Origin of the sequence: Burkholderia catarinensis (assembly GCF_001883705.2) — a bacterium.
GTDB classification, from domain to species: domain Bacteria; phylum Pseudomonadota; class Gammaproteobacteria; order Burkholderiales; family Burkholderiaceae; genus Burkholderia; species Burkholderia catarinensis.
Window position 1 is genome coordinate 147,380 of record NZ_MDEQ02000002.1, and the last position, 20,075, is coordinate 167,454.

Here is a 20,075-nt window from a genome sequence, read left to right on the forward strand (position 1 = left end):
GGACTCACTTCAGACGTTGCACGGAGCTGACGGACACGAGCGTCGCCAGCACGGCGAGGACGAGCAGCACGACGGTGGCCGCGCACGCCATCCCCGACGCGCCATAGAACGCCTGTAGCAGCACGATCGGGTAGTTGCGATAGCGGAAGCCCGCGATCAGGTTCGAGATCTGGAATTCGCCGATCGACAGCGCGGCCACCATCACGAGCCCGGAAAACAGGCTGTGCCGCAGGTTCGGCAGCACGATCGTGAAGAACTGGCGCCGCGGCGTCGCGCCGAGCGTCGCCGCGCACGCTTCGAGGCGCTCGAGGCCGAGATGGCGCAGATCGCTGAGCAGGGTTTGCAGCAGATACGGCAGCGTCAGCACCGCGTGGGCCGCGATCATCAGCGGCAGCGTGCCGAGCCAGGGCAGCGTGTCGCCGCTGAAGATCGCGATGTAACCGAAGCCGAGCGTCAGCGCCGGCACGCCGACCGGCATCAGCATCACGATGCGGGTCGCGATGCCGCGCCCGGCCTGCGCGCGGTGATGCAGCGAATACGCGAGCGGCAGGCCGACCACGGCATTGAGCACGCAGCACGCCAGCGCCACCATCAGGCTCACGCCGAATGCACGGGTAAAGCTCCCGTTCGCGGCCAGATCGGCGAACCAGTGCCAGGTGAAACCGGTCGGCAGCAGCGTGTTCGTCCACGACTGGCCCACCGAACCGATCAGCAGCAACGCGATCGGCAGCAGAAGGTAGACCCCGAACACCGCGACGAGCGCCTGCAACACGAAGCGCCAGGCGCTCGGGCGCACGGATTTGTTACGACGAATCGGAATACCATCGGCCAGTGCCGGGGCGGTTGACGGATGCATGGATACGCTCGCTGCCGATGAGGAAAGACGCCGCGCAGCGCCCGCCGGACTGGGCTGGCGCGCTTGATCGGGACAGGCGAAGTGTGTGATTTCGACATGGCATCGTCATGAAAAAAACGTACAAAGCCCGCATCGATCTGTGCGCGAAAGGAATAGCTGGCGATGAAGCACCTGTATCCGAACGTCGCGGAACTGCACGCATTCGCGAGTTCCGCGAAGTACCTGAACTTCTCCCACGCGGCCCGCGAACTGGGCCTGACGCCCAGCGCCGTCAGCCGTCAGATCGCGAATCTCGAGGCGCTGTTCGGCGTGAAGCTGTTCGTGCGCGAGGGGCGCAGCCTCGTGCTCACGCGCGCCGGGCAGGTGTACCACGCACGCGTCGTCGGCCCGCTGCGCGAGATCGGCAACGCGTCGATCGAGCTGCTGAGCGCACGCGAGAACGGCGACCTGCTGACGATCGCCAGCGTGCCGACGTTTACGACCAAGTGGCTCGTGCCGCGGCTCACGCGCTTTCTGGCCGTCGCACCGAGCGTCACGTTGAGCTTTCGCCGCCATCTCGCGCACGGCGACATCTTTCCGTTCGGGCTCGACGCGGCGATCCGCTATGGCGACGGCGCATGGGAAGGGGTTCGAAGCGATTACCTGGACGGGCGGACCTTCGTGCCGGTCTGTACGCGCGAATTCGCGCAGCGGCACGCGTTGCGCACGCCGGCCGACGCCGCGACGGCGCCGCGCCTCGTGCACGAGCAGGCGGAAATCGCGTGGTCCGCCTGGGCGGAACGCCATCGCGCCACGCAGATGAACGCGCTCGCCGGGCCGCGCTTCGAACAGTATTCGGTGCTGATCCAGGCCGCGCAGGCAGGGCTCGGGCTCGCGCTCGTGCCGCGCTTCCTGATCCTCGACAATCTCGCGGCCGGCACGCTCGTCGAGCCGTTCGACGCGAGCGTCGAGGTCGACGCGCAGGGGCACTACCTGTGCTACGCGCCGGAGCGCCTCGAAACGAGCGAAGCGTTGCGGCACTTCAGGGCATGGATGCTGGACGAATGCGCGACCGCATGAGCCGGTCCGGCATCGTCATGCAGCGGGACGCGCGGCACCGCGCGTCCCGTGCCGGATGCCGCCCGTCGGCGGCGTCCGGCATGCGTCGTCAGCGCCCGATACCCAGCCCCGGCAGCACGCCCGTATTCTCGGCGACCACCGCATGCAGCAGGCGCGGGTCGGCGCCGAGCAGCCCGAGGATCGTCGGCGCGACCTGCTTCGTGCCCACCTGGTCGGCCACCGTGCGTGCGCGATGCAGGCCCGGATACGACACGAGCAGCCCGAGGTGGCTGTCGTCCGGCGCGTTGCCGCCGTGCTCCTCGTCCTTCTTCGTGCTCGACGTGTAGATCACGCCCGGATTCGGCTGGACGACGATGTCCGGCGTGCGGCCGTTGGCCGGATCGCCGAAGCGCTCGGCCAGCGCCGCGCCGTACAGGATGTAGGCCTGCGAGCCGTCCGCGCAGATCCCCGGCGCGTTGCAGCCCAGGTTCGCCTTCAGCGTCTGCACGACGGCCGTGCGCTGGCTGCGGTCGCGCAGCCAGATCAGGCCGACGTCGTCGGTCTGCACGAAGCCCGTGCCGACCAGGCCCGAACCGTCATTCAGGTTGCCCGTCGTCGTATTGTTCTGGCCGAAGTTGCCGTTCGGGTCGAAGTAGTTGTTCGCTTCGAGCAGCTTCGACAGCGTGTCGCCGTTCTTCACGAGCTTCGTGTGATCGGTCGGCGATTGACCATGCTTCGCCGTGACGATCACGGCCGTCGACGAATACAGGTTGGCCTGCTTCAGTGCGGCGACGATATGACCGATCGAGTTGTCGACATACGTGATCGCGTTCGCGACCTGGCCGTTCGGCGTGAAGTCGGCATCGAGATAGCCGCCACCCTTCGCGACCGGCGACTTCTGCGCGACGCTCAGCGTCTGGAAGTTGCCGCCGAACAGCGTCGGCACCGGCGCGCTCTTCGTGCCCGTCGAATCGCGGCCGTTGATCTGGTTGATCAGCGCCTGCACGTGCAGGTTGTCGAAGCGCGCGGTGTGCGAATAGACGTCCGTGTAGTCGGTGTTCGTCGCCGGGTCGATCGAGTTGATCTCGGTGCGCATCAGGTCGTCGACGCCGGTGCCCGACGGGCCGTTCAGCCAGTCGTAGCCCCACGCATGCTTGTCGGCCCACGCGGTGTGCGCATTCGGCACGCCGGCCTTCACGGCTTCGAACACCGTGTTGGTCTTCACGTAGTTGTGCGGATAGACCGCCACGCACTGGCCGTTGACCTTCGCATGCGGGATCGCCTGCGGGTTGAACGCGCCGCCGCCGTCGAGGTGCACGAGCTTGCCGCCGTTGAACGCATCGATGCCGGTCGTTTCGTCGAACACGACGTTCCAGCCCTGCTTGCCCGAACACGTCGTGTCGCCCGGCGCGTACAGGTTGCGGTCGTACGACACGTCATAGAACAGGCCGGCCGTCTTCGGCGAGCCGCCCGTCACGAGTGCCGCGAGGCCCGGGAACGAATCCGACAGGCCGGGCGTGTACGCATTCGTGTACGTCACGCCGCTCTTTGCGAGCACCGCGATGTTCGGGCACGTGTTCGCGCCGATGCAGCGCGCGAGATCCTGCTCGTGCAGGCCGTCGATGCTGAGCAGCAGCACGTGCTTCACGACGCGGTTCGCGCGGCCGTGGTCCTCGCCCTGACTGTTGCCGTCCTGTTGCGCTGCGTACGCGCCGGCGCTTGCGAGCGCCAGCGCGCCCGCCACCATCGCCGCCATTTTCCGCTGCTTACCGAAAAACGAAATCATCACCCCACCTCACCGATTGATGTTGAACTGCGTGACTTGCCATCAGGCGCGCAAAATATCGCCGGATCGTGGGGCGGTCCGATGAAGCGGGGCTTTCTATTGTCTGTCAAACGTAACCAATCGCAAGTGACACGAAACGGTCGCAATGTGATGCGCGCCGGCGCGGAGCAAACGAGACGCGCCAACGCTCGCCGCATGATTTTTTTTGTGCTTGGCGTACGACTATTGGCGTGTGATAAAGGGTTTTCCCTGACCCGGAGCACGAGTATGTCGACCCTGGAAGCTCTCCGGTTCGTGCTGGACGATGCACGCACCCCCGAAATCATTCGCCACCACGTCGTCGACGCGCTGCAGTACGCGTTGCGCAACCACGGACAGGTGTTCACCGCGAAGGAAGTCGAATGGCTGACGCAGTGGGACGACGCGCGTCTGCCGCTGGCCGCGAGGAAGGAACTGGAAAAGCGCGAACCGGCGATCGCCGCGCGCTGAAAAAAAGCCGCCGCGCCCGGCTCATGCGGGCGCGGCGGCAGCGGATGAAGCGGCCGCTTACTGCAGCCCGAAGTCGACGCGGGTCGTCGCGCCCTTGTCCTCGATGCCCTTCGCATCGAGCTTCGGCGCGACGACGAACACGCGGCTCGAATCGATCTTCCCGTCGAGGTACTGGCGCACGGCCTGCGCGCGCTGCTGAGCGAGCGCGCGCAGCGCGTTGTCGTCGGCCGGCGCGTGATCGGCAAGCGCCTGCTTCATGTCCGCATCGGGCAGCGTCTTCTGCAGGCCGACCAGGTTGCGCGGCTTCTTGAAGTCGGCGGCCTTGTAGGCGCGCGTCAGGTACTTCGAGTATTCGGCCTTGTCGACCTTCACCGACATCGGGTCGATGCTCTCGCCCTGGCCGACCACGTCCTTCAGCTTCTGCTGGCGCACCAGCCGCTCGACGTACGCGTCGCCGAGCCCCGACGTGTCCTTCGCCGGGTCGACGCGGCCGATCAGGTCGAGGCGGATCGACGGCTTCTCGGTCAGCATCTTCACGACGGTGTCGAGCTTCTTCTGCTGCGCGTCGTCGAGCTGGTACGAGCCCGGTGCGAACTCCACATAGCCGAGATCCTCGCCGCCGCCGCCGAACGCGTTCGCGAGCAGCGTGAACGGCGACGTGACCGCCTTCGCGATCAGGTTCAGCACCGCGTGCCAGATCAGCCCGCCGATGCTGAACTCCGGATTCGACAGCGAGCCCGATACCGGCAGGTTCACATCGATCTGGCCGCGCGTGTTCTTCAGCAGCGAGATCGCGAGCTTCACCGGCAGCTTGGTCGCCGTGTCGTTGTCGACGTGGTCGCCGAACGTGAGCTGGTCGATGAAAATATGGTTGTTCGCCTGCAGCTGGTCGTTCGCGAGCTGGTAATGCAGGTCGACGTTGAGCTTGCCCTTCGTGATCGGATAGCCGGCGTACTTCGCCGAATACGGCGTCAGGTTGGTCAGCTCGATGTCGTGCGCGGTCGCCGTCAGGTCGAGCGCCGGCTTCTCGATCAGCGGGTTCACCGAGCCCTTGATCGAGATCGGCCCGTTGCCCGCGAGGTTCGCGGCGACGTCGACCGGCGCGGACGTCGTCGAATCCGTGCCAAACGCGCCGACCGTGCCCTTGATCGCGATGAGGTTCGCCGTGTAGTTCGGCTTGATGAAGTTGTCGGTGTAGGTCACGCGGCCGTTCTGCAGCAGCAACTCGCCGAAATGCATCCGCACCGGGTTCTGCGGCGGCTGGGCGGCCTTCACGACCACCGTCGCCGACGCAGCGGCCGGCGCGGACGCCTGCTGCGCGGCGGCCGGCGGCGTCATGCCCGGCGACAGCGGCACCGGTTCGCCCTTGCTTGCGTCACGCGTGAGCGACTGCGCGGGGCCCGATTCCTTCGCGACCACATCCTTCAGGTTCAATCGCCCCTGCGCATCGAGCAGCACGCGGCCATAGAAGTTCGAGAACGTCACGCGCGTGGCGTCGACGTCGGTGCCCTTCTCGTCGTAGTTCGCCTTCAGGTTCGACAGCGCGAGCGAGCGCCAGCCCGCGAACGGGTCGGAGGTCGCCTTGTCGAGCATCCGCACGTCGACCAGCGCGACGTCGCCGCGATAGGTCGCGCGCGGCGTGTCCTTCACCTGCGCGAACGTCAGGTTGCCCTGCGCGTTGAGCAGCGCGCTCGCGATGGTCACGTTCAGCGCGCTGCCGAAGTACGGCTCGAACGCGGCCGCGTCGAGGCGGTTGCCGTTGATCTTCAGGCCGAGCTTCAGCGGCTGCGCGGTCACGTCGCCCGTCACGTTCAGCGAGCCCTTGCGGTTCAGCGTCGCCTTCAGCTGCACGGGCAGCGGCTTCGTCATGTCGTCGCTCAACTTCTGCACCGACAGCTCCAGCGGCTTGATCGCCAGCTTCACCGGGCGCGGCGTCGACAGGTCGGTGAAGTTCGCGGACGAATCCTTCACGTTCAGCGCGTCGATCCGGTAGTGCCACGACGGCGCGGCGGCCTCGGCCTTGCGCGCGACCGTGCGCTTCGGCACCGCCGCCTGCGCGGGTTCGGCCAGCGCCGCGAGGTCGATCTTGCCGTCCTTCAGGCGCGTCACGTCGAGCGCGAGCCCGCTCGCGTCGACGCTCGCGATCTCCGCGGTGCGCGCGGCGACGTCGACCTTCGCGATCTTCGCGCTCGCGTCGGGCAGCACGATCGCGGGCGCTTTCGTGTCGGGCGTCGCGATCTTCAGCGACTTCAGGCTGACCGTGCTGTCGGCGACCTGCGCGGCGAGCGGCGTCTTGCCCCAGTCGGCCTTCGCGTTGACGGTCGCGCCGAGCGTGCCGTCGAGCACGCGCGCGCGCGTCGCCTCGCCGAGGTACGGCTGCAACGCCGGCAGCGCGAGCGCGGCGACCGTCAGCTTCGTGTCGGCCTGCTTCGCCGCGAGATTGAGCGCGCCTTCGGCCGTCACGTCGCCGCCGCGCGACAGCGACGTCGACAGCGTGTATTTCGCGGGCGTCTTGCCCTGCAGCGAGAAGGCATCGAGCGTCGCGGCGAGCTTCGTGAGCGACATCGCGGTCGGCGTCGCCGGCACGCGATCGTCGATGTTGACCGTGCCGCCGTCGATCGCGAAATGACGGATCGTCAGGTCGAGCGGCGGCGCTTCCTTCGCGGCGGCGGCGGTGTCTTCGGCCTTCGCGCCGCTGGCTGCGGCTACGGCGGCACCGGAAGCGGCGGCGCCCGACGCCGCCGGCTTGCCCGCGGCGGCCTTCGGTGCGGCGGCCGGCTGCGCGACGAGCTTCTCGACGTTCAGCACGCCCTGCTTGTCGCGCGCCAGGTCGACCACCGGTTGGTCGATCCGGATCTCGTCGAAGTGCATCGCGTTGCGCAGCGGCTCGAGGCTGGCCGCCGCGACGTGCACGCCGCGCGCGGCGAACAGCGGCGCGGACGCGTGGTCCGTCACCTTCGCGTCGTCCAGGTCGACAGTGCCGGACACGCGCAGCGCGGGCGTCTCGCCGCTCATCACGAAATTGACCGCGAGGTTGCTGCTCAACAGGCCGCTCGTCACCGCCACCGGCAGCTTCGCCGGCACGTACGAGATCAGCTTCGGCACGTCGAGGCGGTCGAACTTCAGCGCGATCTCCGATTCGCGCGATTGCGCGAACGGCTTGGTCTTGCCGTCGATCGCGATCGGGCTGCCGTCGAAGCGCGCGCGCAGCTTCGGCTCGACGAAGATGTCGGTCTTCGATGCCAGCGTCGCGATGTACGGAATGCCGAGCGTCCAGTTGTCGACGACGTGCTTTTCGTTCAGCAGGCGGTCGTCGAAATCGATCCGGCCGTTGTTGACCTGGATGTTCGACACCGAGAACTGCGTCGGCTTGCTTTCGGGCTTGGACGGCGTGGAGAACTTCTCGATCAGGTCGGTGAAGTTGAAGCGCTGCGCGTCGTAGCGGACGATGTGAAAGCGCGGCGAATCGAGGCGGATTTCATTGACGATCGGCGCGCCGCGGAACAGCGACGACCACGACGGCCGCACGATGAGCTTCGCGATGTCGATGAAGTCGCCCTGCCCGCCTTTGTCGCCGAGATGGATGCCGTCGGCTTCGAGGTTCAGCGTGTACGGGTTCAGCGCGATGCGCTGGATCGTGGCGGGCCGGTCGAGCTGCTTGGTCAACTGCTGTTCGGCGACATGGCGGATCAGCGGCGGCGCCGCGAAGAACCCGAGCAGTCCGAATAAAACGACGAAAATCAGCAGGCCGATGCCGATGCGCCGGGTCCGGCGCGAGCGGGCAACGCCGCCGAGGGCTTGGAAGGGGGTCGAGGGTACGGGTTCTTTGTCTGCGCTTGCCATGCTTGAATGCCTCGGGAACGGATGCCGGGGCCGCACCGGACAACCGGGCGGCCGCGCACGCTATCCCGAAAGTATAGGCTCAGGTGGGTGACGGTACGGCGGTCGGGCGCCGCCGCCGCGCCCGCGAGTCGGACATCGACGGCGGTTATCCGTTCATTTCCGGACGACGACGGGCGGCATCCACGATCCGTCGCTCGCCTGCGGCTTCGGCGCGTACAGGCGCAGCGCAAGCGCGAAATCGGTGCGCGGCGCCGGCAGCCAGTTGGCCGCATGCGTGCCGCCCGGCGACGCCGATACGACGATGTCGATCGAGCCGTCGTGGTTGCGGCGCAGCCGGTCGCGATCGCCGAGCGAGCGGCGCGCCGACCCGACGTCGGGCAGCGCGCCGTCCGTCGTGTACGGCGTGAGCGTCCAGAACGCGCGGGCCGGCGGCAGCGCGCCCGGCGCGAAATGCAACACGTAGCGGTTCGCGCCGTTCAGCGAATGGCCGTCGCTGTCGACGCGGACCACCGCGAGCGTCTCGTCGTCGCGCGTCGCGGTGCCGAACTGCGTGTAGGCCGCGTAGGCGCGCAGCGCATAGTCCTGGCCGTACTTGCCCGCCGTGTCGCCGATCCAGCTCCAGCCGTTCACGTTCAGCAGGTTCGACGGCGCCGCCGCGAGCCGCGCGCGCGCCTCCGCGACGCCGGCCGTTGCGGCCGCGAGGCGGTCGCCCGTCCACTGCACCGGGTAGCCGGCCGTCACGCCGATGTCGCCAAGCAATTCCTGCGCGTGTGCGTCGTCGGCCGGCGCCGGGTTGTCCTGCAGCGCCCGCGCGAAGCGCGCGAAGAACGCTTTCGGGTCGAGCGCGGCCACCTGCTCGGCCGGCGTGCCGCCGCTCGCGGCTTCGGCCGCCGCGCTGCCCGCATGGACCGCGACCGACGCGCCGCGCGCCGCGCCGGTGTAGACAGACAGCGGCACCACGCGGATCGCGCGCTGCAGTTTCTTCACGTTCGTGAGGTCGCGCCCGCCGCTCGTCTGCAGCCGCACTTCGAGCCATGCATTGCCGGACGGCACGTCGACGCGCAGCGCGCCCTTCGGCAGCGTTCCCTGCCAGTCCTTCGCGGCGAAGGCAATCGTTTGCGATCGCGCGCTGCCGCGTGCACCGCGTGCCGCCACGCTCGACGACGACCACAGCACGTTCGTCCACATGTCGAGGGCGCGCGCGTCCCAGTAGCGGCCGCGCGTGTCAGGCAGCGTGACGATCACGGGTTCGGCGGCGACGTCGAGCCAGCCGCTCGAGTCGAGCGTGTCGACGCCCGGCAGCGGCGGATTGACCGCGCCGACGGGCGGCAGCGCCTGCGCGTGGCGCAGCGTGTTGAGCGGCGCCTGCCCCGGTTGCGCGCCGTCGCCGCCCGTCGCCGCTTCCTTCGCGACGTCCATCAGCACGAGCGGATACGCATAGACATAGGAGTCGGCGACTTCCGCGCGCATCCAGCCGGTTTTCCGCTGGATCGCGTCCGGTTGCGACGCGCACCCGCCAAGCAACGCCGCAATGGCCAGCGACGCGCATGCGCGTCGCAGAGAAATGGATTCTCGTTGGTTTTCAATCATCGATTCTGGCCGAATATCGTTCTTTTCAATCAACGCCTTGTTCGTCTCGCGAACGGCGAAAGCAAGGCACCCCAGCCTGCCCGGATAGCCGTTTCGTTACGTTTCGCTACGGTGGGCGCTGATGTCAGGCCGGTATCATAGCGCCTAAGGGCATCCCCCAATATGCCGAATAGCGGGTAAAGGGGCAGTCGTATTGTCAATAAATCTGAAATATTTCGCGCGATTTGCCATAAAAACGAAACGACGCCGGCCGGCACCGGAATGAGTCCGAGATGGGGCCGTTCATGACCCGGATTGACAGATGGTGTCATTATTGACACCATTCGTTATGGCAAGCGAATGGAAGATCCTCGAGCAAATGAGGCGCGAGCCCGCGAATGTGCGCTTCAACGATCTGTTCAAGATCTGCGAGGCACACTTCGGGCAGGCCCGCCAATCCGGTTCAAGCCATGCGATTTTCAAGACACCGTGGCAAGGTGACCCTCGAGTGAACATCCAGAACGATCGCGGGAAAGCCAAGGCGTATCAGGTGCGGCAGGTACTCGAAGCGATCGACCGACTGAAGGAACAGAAATCATGACCCAAGACCACTTTACGTACCGCGTAACGTGGTCCCCGGAGGACGGGGAGCACGTCGGCCTGTGCGCGGAGTTCCCTTCTCTTTCGTGGCTCGACGAAACGCCGGAAGGCGCGCTGGCCGGCATTCGCCGGCTCGTCGCCGATGTCGTGCGCGACCTGGCCGCGAACGGCGAAAAGGTGCCCGAGCCAATCGCCGACCGAACTTACAGCGGCGAATTCAAGGTTCGCATCCCGCCGCAAGCCCACCGCGCGCTGGTGATCCAGGCCGCCGAACAAGGCGTCAGCCTGAATCGTCTCGCGAGCGCCAAGCTCTGCGCCTGACCGCATAGCCGAGCACAACGGCACGATGATCGCCCGGCTGTCCGCCTGGATGCCGGGCGATCGTTTTTTCCGCGTTGTGACAACCTGTGTGCACCGACAGCATCGAATCGTCGCGACCGCTTGACCTTACCATCATGGGAATGTTGATACTGGAACCATTCGCGGCATGAACCGCGCTTTTGGGGAATCCGACATGACTGAACCACTTGCCTCCGCAGCGCTGCAAACGATCGAGCTGAGCGTCGACGGCATGCATTGCGGCGGCTGCACGGGCCGCGTGCAACGCGCGCTGGCCGCCGTGCCGGGCGTCGTCGACGCGACGGTCGATCTCGACGGCCACGCGGCGACGGTGACCGCGCAGGAAACGGTCGAGCCCGGCCAGCTCGTCGACGCGGTCGGCGAGGCCGGCTACCGTGCGGCCGTGCGCGAAGCGGCGGTCGCAACCGTCGCGACGACGCACGCGGCTCACGCGTTACGTGACGCAACGCCGCCTGTACCGGCCGCCGCCACGATCGAACTCGATATCGACGGGATGACCTGTGCGTCCTGCGTGTCGCGCGTCGAGAAGGCGCTCGCGAAGGTGCCGGGCGTCATGCGCGCATCGGTCAACCTCGCGACCGAACGCGCCACCGTCGACGCCTCGGCAGGCGTTTCCGCAGCGCAATTGGCGGATGCCGTGAAGCAGGCAGGCTATGGCGCTACGCCGACGGCGTCGGACACCGCCGTCCCGACCGCCGTCACCGCGTTGCCTGCCGCGCCCGCGAGCATCGAACTCGACATCGACGGAATGACCTGCGCGTCGTGCGTATCGCGCGTCGAGAAGGCGCTCGCGAACGTGCCGGGTGTCGCGCGCGCATCGGTCAACCTCGCGACCGAACGCGCCACCGTCGATGCCGCGGCCGGCGTTTCCGCCGCACGGCTCGCCGAAGCGGTGAAGCAGGCAGGCTATGGCGCGACGCCGGTCGCCAGCGCCGCCACCCCGCCGGCCGCCTCCGCCGATCTCGAACTCGACATCGGCGGCATGACCTGCGCGTCCTGCGCCGGCCGCGTCGAAAAAGCGCTCGCCGCCGTGCCGGGCGTCGCGCGCGCCTCGGTCAATCTCGCGACCGAGCGCGCGTCGGTGCACGGCGCCGGCGCCCTCGACGTCGCCACGCTGATCGCGGCGGTCACGACGGCCGGCTACCGCGCGTCGCTCACCGCCGCGTCATCGGCCGGTGCAACGGCCGGCGCCGGCGAACCGGCCAGCCCCGCACAGGACCCCGATGCGCGCAAGCGCCGCGAAGCGGTGCGCGAACGCAACCTCGTGATCTGGTCCGCCGTGCTGAGCGCGCCGCTTGTCGCGCCGATGCTCGTCGCGCCGTTCGGCATCGACCTGATGCTGCCCGGCTGGCTCCAGCTCGTGCTCGCGTCGGTCGTGCAGTTCGGCTTCGGCGCGCGCTTCTACCGCGCGGCCTGGCATGCGGTGAAGGCCCGCGCCGGCAACATGGACCTGCTCGTCGCGCTCGGCACGTCGGCCGCGTACGGGTTGAGCCTGTGGATGCTGCTGCGCGATCCCGCGCACCCCGGCCACCTGTATTTCGAGGCGTCGGCCGTCATCGTCACACTCGTGCGCTTCGGCAAATGGCTCGAATCGCGTGCGAAGCGCCAGACCACCGACGCGATCCGCGCGCTGAACGCGCTGCGTCCCGATCGTGCGCGCGTCGTCGAGCACGGCGTCGAACGCGACGTGTCGCTGTCGCAGGTGCGCGTCGGCACCCGGGTCAGCATCCGCCCCGGCGAGCGCGTGCCCGTCGACGGCCGGATCGTGTCGGGCCGCTCGCACATCGACGAATCGCTGATCACCGGCGAAAGCCTGCCCGTGCCGAAGGACGACGGCGACCCCGTCACGGCCGGCTCGATCAACGGCGAAGGCGCGCTCGTCGTCGAAACCACCGCGATCGGCGCGGAGACGACGCTTGCACGCATCATCCGCCTCGTCGAATCCGCGCAAGCCGAGAAGGCGCCGATCCAGCGGCTCGTCGATCGCGTGAGCGAGGTGTTCGTGCCGGCGATCCTCGGCATCGCGGTGCTGACGCTGGTCGGCTGGCTGATCGCCGGCGCCGGGATGGAAGCCGCGATCCTCAACGCGGTCGCGGTGCTCGTGATCGCGTGCCCGTGCGCGCTCGGCCTCGCGACGCCCGCCGCGATCATGGCCGGCACGGGCGTCGCGGCCCGGCACGGCGTGCTGATCAAGGATGCGCAGGCGCTCGAACTCGCGCAGCGCACAACCGTCATCGCGTTCGACAAGACCGGCACGCTGACCGAAGGCAAGCCGTCCGTGACGGCATTCGAAGCCGTCGGCGTGCCGCGCGACGAAGCGCTCGCGCTCGCGGCGGCGGTGCAGCGTCAAAGCGATCATCCGCTCGCGCGCGCCGTGGTCGCCGCGCACGATGCGGATGTTGCCGCGCGCGGCGACAACGCGCCGTCGGCCATCGCGGCCGATGCGCGCGCGGTGGCCGGACGCGGCGTGGAAGCGCGCGTCGGCGGACAGTTGCTCGCGCTCGGCAGCACGCGCTGGCGCGACGAGCTCGGCATCGCGGTGCCGCCCGCGCTCGACGCCCGCGCGACGGAGCTCGAACGCGCGGGCAACACGATCTCGTGGCTGATGCGCGCCGATGCGCCGCACGCGTTGCTCGCGCTGATCGCGTTCGGCGACACCGTGAAGCCCGGCGCCCGCGACGCGATCGCGGCGCTGTCGGCGCGCGGCGTCGCGAGCGTGCTCGTGACCGGCGACAACCACGGCAGTGCGGCGGCCGTCGCGGCGGCGCTCGGCATCGGCGAGGTGCATGCGCAGGTATTGCCTGATGACAAGGCGCGCGTCGTCGCCGAGCTGAAGCGCACGCACGGCGGGATCGTCGCGATGGTCGGCGACGGGATCAACGATGCGCCCGCGCTCGCCGCGGCCGATGTCGGGATCGCGATGGCGACCGGCACGGACGTCGCGATGCACACGGCCGGCATCACGCTGATGCGCGGCGATCCGGCGCTCGTCGCCGACGCGATCGACATCTCCAGGCGCACGTACCGGAAGATCCAGCAGAACCTGTTCTGGGCATTCGTCTACAACCTGGTCGGTGTGCCGCTCGCGGCGCTCGGCTGGCTGAACCCGGTGATCGCGGGCGCGGCGATGGCGTTTTCCAGCGTCAGCGTCGTGACCAACGCGTTGCTGTTGCGGAGATGGAAAGGCCGCGCGCGCTGATGCGTGCCGGACGGCCGAAGGGTCGTTCGGCGTTTGGCGTTTGGCGTCCGGCAAACAAGGAACGATCAGAAGGATCGCCGGCGTTGGCCGGTTGCGGCGCGTCGAATCGGCCGCACGTGACGACGCGGCGCCGGCCGGCGGATTCAGCCCGGGATAACCGGCTTGATCAAGGTGGTCGTGATCGGCGCGAAGCCGCATGCGCGGTACAGCGCGCGGGCCGCCGTGTTGTGATTGAACACCGACAACCCGATCTCGGTGACGCCGTACCGGCGCGCCTCGGCGTCGAGCGCAGCGAGTGCGCGCGTGGCCCAGCCCTGGCGGCGCCGGGACGGGACGATATCGAGGTCGTAGATGAACAGCGTGCGATTCGGCCCTTCGGGCACGATCGCGTACCAGAGGTCGCCCACCGTGTCGCCGCTGGCGCCGTCGATGAGCAGGACGAGGGTCTGGCCGGAGGTCAGCAGGCCGTCCGGCAGCAGCGTGTCGAAACAGGCGCGCGCACGATCGGCCGCGTCTTCGACAGCATTTTGTCCGGATGAAACGAGATCGCGCGCGTAGCCGTCGATGGCTCGCGTGCGGTACGCATGGAATTCACTGGCCGTCATCGGCCGCATCTGCAGCATGGCCCGGTCGCCGTGAACGGAATCGAACTTCCAGTTTAGCGGGACGGTCGCTCCGGCGCGCGATGCGGCGGCGAAAAGCGGGCGGGCAAGTGCGGCGGACGCCGCGCTGAATCAGCGAATCAGCGAATCAGCGAATCAGCGAATCAGCGAATCAGCGAATCAGCGAATCAGCGACGATACAGGACGATCGGTACGAGATGCGCACGGCGCACGCGCTCGGCTTCGGCACGACGCGCAGCGTACGAGTATTCGGCGTCGAGCGGCAGGTGCGGCGACACGAACAGGTCGTCGATCTTTTGCAGCAGGGCGAGGATGAAGCTCATGTGAGACTCCTGACAGATGTGACTAGGGTTTTCCCTTAGATGGCTTCCATTCTAAGGGTTTTCCCTGAACTCTGCCAGTACGCCGCATCAGTTTGCCGCACGCGCGCGACAGCCGATCGCCGGTACGGAGCGGCGATCCTTGCTCCGTGAGGCTTCCAGGATAGGGTCGAAACGATCAGCGGGTGCGGCGGGCGCGCTTGGCGACGGCCGCGTCGCGGTTCGCATTGCGCTGAAGCCGGTCGACTTGCGACAGGAGCGCTTCATGGTGCTCCTCGAGCGTCATCAGCGTCGCCTGCTGCGTCGACAGATCGGCCGCGAGGCGATCGATCCGTTGCTGCTTGGTGGCCGCGTCCTGCTTCAGATGCGCAATCTGCCGCGTCTGCAGCATCAGCGCGACGAGCCCCGCCAGCACGACGACGGCCAGCGCCAGCAGCAGGCGGTTGACGCGGCGCATCTCGCGATCGGCCGTGCGCGTCAGACCGTCCACGTCGGCCTGCAGCGCGGCGAGCCGGTCGGTCAGCGGGCGCAGGTGCGTGTCCGGATCGAATGTCGGCGCGGCCGGTTGCGTGCGTTCCGCCGACGGCTTGGTCACGAAGGACGCGGCGGAAGCCACCGGCTGCGTGACGGGCGGCGGCGGTGCGTCGGCCTGCGGGGGTGCGTCCTGGGGCTTCGCGGTATTCGTTGCGATTGCCGGCTCGGCCGACTGTGCCGGCGTCTGCGGCTCGACTGTCGACGCGGCGACCGGTGCCGGGTTCGATTCCGCAGGGTTCGATTCCGCCGCTTGCGGCGCCGTGTCGATCCTCGTCGCAACCGGCACGGATTGCACCGCCGCTGCTTCGCTTGCACCGGCAGCCGCCCGGCGTTTGCCGCCCGACGACGCGCGGCGCTCCTTTACCGCGTCGCCGGAAGATCGCCCTTCGCGGGATTTGACGGCCGCGGCGTCGACAACCGGCTTCGCCGCTTCGCCATCAGCCGCTTGCAGTTCGGCCGCCTTCGCCGCAGCGCCTTCGGCCGCTTGCAGCTCGGTTGCCGTCACCATGGCGCCATCGGCCGCACGCACGTCCGCGGCCTTCGTTGCCACGCCATCGGCGACCGGCATATCGACCGCCTTCATTGCAACGCCATCAGCCGCAGGCACGACGTCCGCGTTTGCGGCATCCCCACCTTCAGACGCCGAAACACCCTCGGCCGCGATCGCGACATCCGGCTTCACCGCGCCTTCAGCTTGCGCATGCACCGCCGCAGTCACGCCCTCCGGCGCGCTGAACCCGTCCAGCGTGGCCTGCAGCCCGGCGGCCGTATCGTCCGCGATACCGGCTTCCGCACCCGCTTCGTCGCGCGCCACAACCGGCACACGCTCGCCCGGCTCGAGCACCGGATCGCCGAACAGGTCGAGCGTCCGTTCGTCCCGCGGCGCATCGCCGGCCGGCGTGTTGCCGGGCCGCGCGGTCGTCCTCGCGGACGTACTGCCCGCGGCAGCGGCCGAGCGCTGGCGGGAACGGGCCGGCGAACGATTGGAACGGGAACGGGAGCGAGGCGTGGAAACGGATTCGGTCATGGAAATCGGATGGCGAGGCCCGCGAGCGCGGAACCGGAAGTCAAACGGAATCGGTGGCCGGCCATTGTCGCACGCCCCGCGACCGACTCAGCCTATTCGTCGCCCGACAGCCCGTTCCCCTCTTCAAAACGCGTGACACCCCGCAGCGTGCGCAACTTGTCGCAAATCGCCTGGTATTCGAGTTCCGACACCCGCGCGAGCGCGATGCGCACCTCGTCGTGCTCGCCGGTGTCGTCGGCCCGCTGCACGATGAACTGCTTCACGCGCGCACTGTCCGGGCCGAGCGCCGCGTGCAGCGAATCGAACGTCAGTGCGCCGCTCACGACCGTCAGCGCGAGCTGGCGCCGCTGGCGCACCGTGAAGTAGCGCCGTTCCAGCGGCTTGATGCCGGCCAGGATGATCAGGATGATGATCGTCGCCGAAATCGACGCGACGTAGAGCCCGCCGCCCACCGCGAGGCCGATCGCGGCGACGGACCACAGGCTCGCGGCGGTCGTCAGCCCGCGCACGATCTCGCCGCGCAGCAGGATCGAGCCCGCGCCGAGGAAGCCGATGCCCGACACGACCTGCGCGGCGATCCGCGACGGATCGAGCACGATGTGGTCGCTGCTGCCGAGCACGTCGGCGAAACCGAACGCCGACACGATCATGATCAGCGTCGAGCCGACACACACCAGCATGTGCGTGCGCAGGCCGGCCGCCCACGACAGGCGCTCGCGCTCGAAGCCGATGACGCTGCCCAGCGCCGCCGCGAGAACGAGCCGCATCACGAGTTCCAGGTTGCTGAGCATCCGATTTCTCTCCTTTTTTGTGCCGGCCGCGCGGAATGTTTTATCCTTGCCCCCGGCCGCGCCGATTCTCCGGGCCGCGCCGACACGTTTCGATCCAAGCGCTCAACCCCGTCATGCCCGTTTCCAACTCCGCTTCCGCCCAGGCCGCCCAGCTGCGCCACCATTTCGCGCACGTCGTCTTGCCGATCTGGCGGGGTTCAGGGTTCGACCAACCATTGCAACTGCCGTTCGAGGCCGTCGATCCGGCCACCCACGCGCCGCTGCCCGTGACCCGTTATCGTGCAATGGCGTGCGCGCGGCAACTGTTCGTGTTCGCGCAGGCCGGCGACGCGGCGCACGCGGCGACGCTGTTCGACGCGCTGTGCCGGCGCTTTCGCGACGCGCGCCACGGCGGCTGGATCTACAGCGTCGACGCGCAGGGCGCGCCGCTCGATACGACCAAGGATCTCTACACGCACGCGTTCATCGTATTCGCATGCGCCGCGTGGCATGCGGCGTCGGGCGACGCCGCCGCGCGCACGGTGGCCGAGGAGACCACCGCGCTGATCCAGGACCGTTTCGCGCCGCGCCACGGCGACGCACTGCTCGATGCGGCGCGCCACGCCGATTTCTCGTCATCCGGCAGCGGCGCGCTGCAGAATCCGCTGATGCACCTGACCGAAGCGTGGCTCGCGGCCGCCGACGCATTCGGCGACGCGGCGTTCGACGATGCGCTCGCGCGCACCGCACAGGCCGTCGAGCGCACGTTCGTCGACGCGGCGACCGGCTGCGTGGCCGAGCTGCCGCTCGGGGCGGCCGACAACCGTTTCGAGCCCGGCCATCAGTTCGAGTGGTTCTATCTGGTCGATGCAGCCGGCGCGCGGCTCGCGCAGACCGGGCTCCCCGCCGCGCTGTCGCGCGCGTTCACGTTCGCGGAACGATACGGCGTCGATCCGCTGACGGGCGGCGTCTGCGCGGCGCTCGACGCGCAAGGCGCGTGCGTCGACGGCACGCAGCGGATCTGGGCGCAGACCGAGTACCTGCGCGCGCTCGCAACGCACGGCGGCACGCCGGCCTCCGCGCCGCTCGCGCGGCAGATCGAGCGCTTCGCCGCGCGCTTCCTGCATCCGCGCGGCTGGTTCGAGTGCAAGACGGCGGACGGGCAGGTGGCGCGCGCCGACATGCCGTCGACGACGCCCTACCACCTCGCGACCGCCTACGCGGCGCTGCCGGCCGGCGCGTAACCCGTATCGGCCAACGACGGCGCCGCGCGTTCGCCACGCGCGGCGCGTCCGTCGCCCAGTTCGAACACCGACACCGCCTGCATCAGGTGCGCGGTCTGGTCGTTCAGCGACGCGGCCGCCGCCGCGACTTCCTCGACCAGCGCCGCGTTCTGCTGCGTCAGCTGATCCATCTGCGTGACGGCCTGGTTCACTTGCTCGATCCCGACGCTCTGCTCGACCGACGCCGCGGTGATCTCCGCCATCGTCTGCACGACGCGCGTGATCGACGCCGACACCGTCCGCATCGCGTCGCCGGCGCGCTCGACGAGTTCCGCGCCGCCGTTGATCTGCGCGACCGAATCCTCGATCAGCGCCTTGATCTCCTTCGCCGACTGCGCGCTGCGCTGCGCGAGCGAGCGCACTTCGCCCGCGACGACCGCGAAGCCGCGCCCCTGTTCGCCGGCCCGCGCGGCCTCGACCGCCGCGTTCAGCGCGAGGATGTTGGTCTGGAATGCAATGCCGTCGATCACCGAGATGATCTCCGCGATCCGCCCCGAACTCTGTGCGATGCCGCGCATCCGGTCGATCACGCTGTCCACCACGCCGCCGCCGTGGCCCGTCGCTTCGAGCGCCGCGTCGGCCAAAGCGCTGGCCGCGCGTGCGCTGTCGGTGTTCTGCCGGACGGTCGCGGTCAATTCCTCCATGCTCGCCGCCGTTTCCTCGAGCGACGCGGCCTGCGTGCCCGTGCGCGCCGACAGGTCGGCGTTGCCGCCCGCGATCTCGCCCGCGCCGAGGTGGATCGCATCGGACGCGTGGCGCACCGTGCGCACGGTGCCCGCGATGCTCGTCTGCATCGCGGCGAGGCCGCGCAGCATCCGGTCGATCTCGAACACGCCGCCCGCCCGCACGGCTTCGTCGAGCCGGCCTTGCGCGATCCGCTCGAAATGGCGGCCGGCTTCCTCCAGCGGCGCGACGACCGCGCGCCGCGCACCCGCGTAGATCGCCGTACTCGCCGCGAGCATCGCCACCAGCAGCACGATGCCGACCGACTTGAACCAGAGCATGCCGCTGTCGATCGTGTCGAGTGCCGTGCGGCTCGATGCGCCGCCATAGTCGGTGAAGCGGTGCAGTTCGGCGATATAGGCGTCCTGGATGCCTTGCGTCGGCTGGTCGAGGAATGCCTGGATGTTGTCGGCGTCGAGGAACTGCACGAGCTCGCCAAGCGCGCCGCGCAGCGCGCGATAGCGCTCGGCCAGCGCCGCGACGCGCGCACGGTTCGTGTCGTCGACCGGCTGCGCCCCCGTCAGCGCGGCGAATGCCTTGTCCGCTTGCGCGAGCGAAGTGCCGGCATGACGGATGATGTCCTCCGGCTTCGGGCCGCCGCGCACCATTCGCGTGCCGGCGCGCGACAGGTTGATGCGCGCGTCGAGCAATTGTTCGGTCGCCTGGCTGGCCGCGTCGACCTGCGCGATCGCGACGTTCGACAGATCGTCGACGCCGCTGCGCGTCGACGTGAGCGCCCAGAAGCCGAGCGTTTCGATCGCGAACAGGAAGAGGCAGAACACGGTCAACACGCCGAGCAGACCCGACGCGAGCTTGATTTTTCCGAACATGGGGAGATTCCTGGAGAGCGGACGATGAGGCAATGCCCCGGCATTAGCGGCATTTCTTCGTCGGACTTTAGCAACCGCCGGCGGCGAGGCCGCACTTCACACGCGCATTACCGTCGAATCGCCCGCAAACAAGGACATCTTCTGCATGCGACGCAATAATCGCGTCGCATCGCGCCGGAAATAGCAGGAATTGCGGACGAATTTCCTTGCTTATCCGCAGCCCCC

Annotated in this window: 15 protein-coding genes; 6 read left to right on the top strand and 9 right to left on the bottom strand. The window is 68.6% G+C overall.

What is annotated here, in order from left to right; genetic code table 11:
• Positions 1–4 precede the first annotated feature (4 nt).
• Positions 5–856 (bottom strand): ABC transporter permease, encoded by an 852-nt coding sequence (locus BFF94_RS03890; RefSeq protein WP_128842591.1) that lies wholly within the window; start codon positions 854–856, stop codon positions 5–7.
• 162 nt (positions 857–1,018) lie between these two features.
• On the opposite strand from BFF94_RS03890, the gene BFF94_RS03895 reads away from it, so the two are divergent.
• Entirely contained in the window at positions 1,019–1,915 is an 897-nt protein-coding gene (locus tag BFF94_RS03895; protein ID WP_128842589.1) for a LysR substrate-binding domain-containing protein, read from the top strand.
• Between the two features lie 88 nt (positions 1,916–2,003).
• Here BFF94_RS03895 and BFF94_RS03900 read toward each other — a convergent pair whose 3' ends face one another.
• Positions 2,004–3,680 carry an alkaline phosphatase family protein gene (locus tag BFF94_RS03900; protein WP_128842588.1) on the bottom strand — a complete coding sequence of 559 codons (1,677 nt, stop codon included), beginning with the start codon at positions 3,678–3,680 and terminating at the stop codon, positions 2,004–2,006.
• A 267-nt stretch (positions 3,681–3,947) separates the two neighbouring features.
• Between BFF94_RS03900 and BFF94_RS03905 the strand changes: the two genes are divergently transcribed.
• Positions 3,948–4,169: a hypothetical protein gene (locus tag BFF94_RS03905; protein WP_128842587.1), complete on the top strand. Its 222-nt coding sequence runs from the start codon at positions 3,948–3,950 to the stop codon at positions 4,167–4,169.
• Positions 4,170–4,226: 57 nt separating this feature from the next.
• On the opposite strand, the gene BFF94_RS03910 is transcribed toward BFF94_RS03905, so the two are convergent.
• Together BFF94_RS03910 and BFF94_RS03915 are read right to left on the bottom strand one after the other, a co-directional pair.
• Positions 4,227–8,012, bottom strand: a complete 3,786-nt coding sequence (locus BFF94_RS03910; protein WP_219139013.1) for a DUF748 domain-containing protein — start codon at positions 8,010–8,012, stop codon at positions 4,227–4,229.
• 153 nt (positions 8,013–8,165) lie between these two features.
• A complete protein-coding gene (locus BFF94_RS03915; protein ID WP_219139014.1) occupies positions 8,166–9,602 on the bottom strand; it encodes a DUF1254 domain-containing protein in 1,437 nt (478 codons plus the stop codon).
• A 301-nt stretch (positions 9,603–9,903) separates the two neighbouring features.
• Here BFF94_RS03915 and BFF94_RS03920 point away from each other — a divergent pair, with 301 nt between their 5' ends.
• The 3 genes from BFF94_RS03920 to BFF94_RS03930 all read left to right on the top strand — a co-directional run bounded on the left by BFF94_RS03920 (position 9,904) and on the right by BFF94_RS03930 (position 13,740).
• A complete protein-coding gene (locus BFF94_RS03920) occupies positions 9,904–10,182 on the top strand; it encodes a toxin HicA (protein ID WP_201260439.1) in 279 nt (92 codons plus the stop codon).
• Complete coding sequence (locus BFF94_RS03925; protein ID WP_128847041.1) at positions 10,179–10,502, top strand: type II toxin-antitoxin system HicB family antitoxin; 324 nt, start codon at positions 10,179–10,181, stop codon at positions 10,500–10,502. Before BFF94_RS03920 ends, BFF94_RS03925 begins: the two co-directional genes overlap by 4 nt.
• Before the next feature lie 193 nt (positions 10,503–10,695).
• Positions 10,696–13,740 (top strand): heavy metal translocating P-type ATPase, encoded by a 3,045-nt coding sequence (locus BFF94_RS03930; RefSeq protein WP_219139015.1) that lies wholly within the window; start codon positions 10,696–10,698, stop codon positions 13,738–13,740.
• Positions 13,741–13,883: 143 nt separating this feature from the next.
• On the opposite strand, the gene BFF94_RS03935 is transcribed toward BFF94_RS03930, so the two are convergent.
• From BFF94_RS03935 to BFF94_RS03950, 4 genes are all read right to left on the bottom strand, one after another.
• Entirely contained in the window at positions 13,884–14,363 is a 480-nt protein-coding gene (locus BFF94_RS03935) for a GNAT family N-acetyltransferase (RefSeq protein ID WP_128843459.1), read from the bottom strand.
• A gap of 167 nt (positions 14,364–14,530) precedes the next feature.
• Positions 14,531–14,686, bottom strand: a complete 156-nt coding sequence (locus tag BFF94_RS03940; RefSeq protein WP_006481665.1) for a hypothetical protein — start codon at positions 14,684–14,686, stop codon at positions 14,531–14,533.
• Between the two features lie 175 nt (positions 14,687–14,861).
• A complete protein-coding gene (locus tag BFF94_RS03945; protein ID WP_219139016.1) occupies positions 14,862–16,244 on the bottom strand; it encodes a flagellar hook-length control protein FliK in 1,383 nt (460 codons plus the stop codon).
• A 92-nt stretch (positions 16,245–16,336) separates the two neighbouring features.
• Positions 16,337–17,035: an MgtC/SapB family protein gene (locus BFF94_RS03950; RefSeq protein ID WP_128843461.1), complete on the bottom strand. Its 699-nt coding sequence runs from the start codon at positions 17,033–17,035 to the stop codon at positions 16,337–16,339.
• 113 nt (positions 17,036–17,148) lie between these two features.
• Between BFF94_RS03950 and BFF94_RS03955 the strand changes: the two genes are divergently transcribed.
• Positions 17,149–18,258, top strand: coding sequence for an AGE family epimerase/isomerase (locus BFF94_RS03955; protein ID WP_219139017.1), 1,110 nt, complete (start codon positions 17,149–17,151; stop codon positions 18,256–18,258).
• Here the strand turns inward: BFF94_RS03955 and BFF94_RS03960 are convergent.
• The gene (locus BFF94_RS03960) at positions 18,231–19,850 is read right to left on the bottom strand and encodes a methyl-accepting chemotaxis protein (protein ID WP_219139018.1); all 1,620 of its coding nucleotides are present in this window, start codon (positions 19,848–19,850) and stop codon (positions 18,231–18,233) included. The two genes, BFF94_RS03955 and BFF94_RS03960, sit on opposite strands and share 28 nt — an antisense overlap.
• Positions 19,851–20,075: the final 225 nt, after the last annotated feature.

What these genes read in the sequence shown, in the direction of transcription:
- BFF94_RS03890 (WP_128842591.1), bottom strand. Translation starts at nt 856, where the DNA reads ATGCATCCGTCAACCGCCCCGGCACTGGCCGATGGTATTCCGATTCGT.
- BFF94_RS03895 (WP_128842589.1), top strand. Translation starts at nt 1,019, where the DNA reads ATGAAGCACCTGTATCCGAACGTCGCGGAACTGCACGCATTCGCGAGT.
- BFF94_RS03900 (WP_128842588.1), bottom strand. Translation starts at nt 3,680, where the DNA reads ATGATTTCGTTTTTCGGTAAGCAGCGGAAAATGGCGGCGATGGTGGCG.
- BFF94_RS03905 (WP_128842587.1), top strand. Translation starts at nt 3,948, where the DNA reads ATGTCGACCCTGGAAGCTCTCCGGTTCGTGCTGGACGATGCACGCACC.
- BFF94_RS03910 (WP_219139013.1), bottom strand. Translation starts at nt 8,012, where the DNA reads ATGGCAAGCGCAGACAAAGAACCCGTACCCTCGACCCCCTTCCAAGCC.
- BFF94_RS03915 (WP_219139014.1), bottom strand. Translation starts at nt 9,602, where the DNA reads ATGATTGAAAACCAACGAGAATCCATTTCTCTGCGACGCGCATGCGCG.
- BFF94_RS03920 (WP_201260439.1), top strand. Translation starts at nt 9,904, where the DNA reads ATGGTGTCATTATTGACACCATTCGTTATGGCAAGCGAATGGAAGATC.
- BFF94_RS03925 (WP_128847041.1), top strand. Translation starts at nt 10,179, where the DNA reads ATGACCCAAGACCACTTTACGTACCGCGTAACGTGGTCCCCGGAGGAC.
- BFF94_RS03930 (WP_219139015.1), top strand. Translation starts at nt 10,696, where the DNA reads ATGACTGAACCACTTGCCTCCGCAGCGCTGCAAACGATCGAGCTGAGC.
- BFF94_RS03935 (WP_128843459.1), bottom strand. Translation starts at nt 14,363, where the DNA reads ATGCTGCAGATGCGGCCGATGACGGCCAGTGAATTCCATGCGTACCGC.
- BFF94_RS03940 (WP_006481665.1), bottom strand. Translation starts at nt 14,686, where the DNA reads ATGAGCTTCATCCTCGCCCTGCTGCAAAAGATCGACGACCTGTTCGTG.
- BFF94_RS03945 (WP_219139016.1), bottom strand. Translation starts at nt 16,244, where the DNA reads ATGACCGAATCCGTTTCCACGCCTCGCTCCCGTTCCCGTTCCAATCGT.
- BFF94_RS03950 (WP_128843461.1), bottom strand. Translation starts at nt 17,035, where the DNA reads ATGCTCAGCAACCTGGAACTCGTGATGCGGCTCGTTCTCGCGGCGGCG.
- BFF94_RS03955 (WP_219139017.1), top strand. Translation starts at nt 17,149, where the DNA reads ATGCCCGTTTCCAACTCCGCTTCCGCCCAGGCCGCCCAGCTGCGCCAC.
- BFF94_RS03960 (WP_219139018.1), bottom strand. Translation starts at nt 19,850, where the DNA reads ATGTTCGGAAAAATCAAGCTCGCGTCGGGTCTGCTCGGCGTGTTGACC.